This is a genomic window from Anaerophaga thermohalophila str. Valhall (genome assembly GCF_000250735.1).
In the GTDB taxonomy this organism is placed as follows: domain Bacteria; phylum Bacteroidota; class Bacteroidia; order Bacteroidales; family Marinilabiliaceae; genus Anaerophaga; species Anaerophaga thermohalophila_A.
Genome location: NZ_AHZV01000092.1, coordinates 1 through 1,087, shown reverse-complemented (window position 1 = coordinate 1,087; position 1,087 = coordinate 1). Strand labels below are relative to the sequence as shown.

The following is a 1,087-nucleotide window of genomic DNA, read 5'->3' as shown; positions in this document are numbered from 1 at the left end:
CATACCCTCTGCCCCTTGCCCCATGCCCCTTGCCCCATGCTCCATGCCCCACTGCCCCACTGCCCTCTGCCCTCTGCCCTCTGCCCTCTGCCCTCCCCGCCGACCGATTTTTCCTGTTTTTCTTTTTTCTTAACCCTGTGTATCTTATTTTTGCAGGGCATTAAAGAAAGCAGCCCATGATAGGAACCCTTGTAAATGTAGGAACCGTTGTTGCCGGAAGTGTTCTGGGGGTCATTTTCCGGCACCGTCTGCCCCGAAGAGTTGTAACAGTTGTATTTCAAGGCATTGGTCTTTTCACGATAGGATTGGGAGTTTCCATGTTCCTCGAAAGTCAATGGATACTTGTGGTGGTTTTATCGCTTCTATTTGGAGGCATTACAGGGGGCGCCCTGAAACTGGAAGAAAAGATGGGCGGACTGTCTGAGCGACTCAAACACAGGTTTCGTTTCAAGGATGAAAGATTCACCGAAGGACTGATCACTTCGTTTCTGTTGTTCTGCATGGGATCGCTCACCATTCTGGGGGCCATTGAAGAAGGCATTGGCAACGGCCCTGAATTGCTCATCACCAAATCGGTACTCGACGGGTTTTCGTCAATGGCACTGGCAGCGGCCATGGGGATAGGTGTTTTGTTCTCGGTAATACCGCTACTTATCTACCAGGGGGGCATCACCCTACTGTCCATGTGGCTGGGCAATTTTTTTGCCCAGTCGGTTGTAAACGAATTGACCGCCACAGGAGGCGTATTGCTGATCGGGCTTGGCCTGAACATCCTGAATGTGGCTAAAATTAAAGTAACCGATCTTTTGCCCTCGCTGCTTTTTGTGGTTCTTTTCGCCTGGATGAAATATGCTGCTATTTTCCCGTTTGCTTTGTTCTGAGCTAACCAGAAACAAATGGAAGGCAGAAGGGAGAAGTTAGAGTCTAAAGGCTGCGACTGAGGTTGAGGCTGAGGCTGAGGCTGAGGTTGAGGCTGAGGTTGAGGTTGAGGCTAAGGTTGAGGCTGAGGCTGAGGTTGAGGCTGAGGCTGGGGTTGAGGCTGAGGCTGAGACTGAGGTTGAGAGTGCACCACAGATTACACAGATTC

At 50.9% G+C, this 1,087-nt stretch carries 1 protein-coding gene; it reads left to right on the top strand.

What is annotated here, in order from left to right; translation table 11 throughout:
• Positions 1-176 precede the first annotated feature (176 nt).
• Positions 177-881, top strand: coding sequence for a DUF554 domain-containing protein (locus OQ5_RS0104170; protein WP_016776291.1), 705 nt, complete (start codon positions 177-179; stop codon positions 879-881).
• Positions 882-1,087 lie beyond the last annotated feature (206 nt).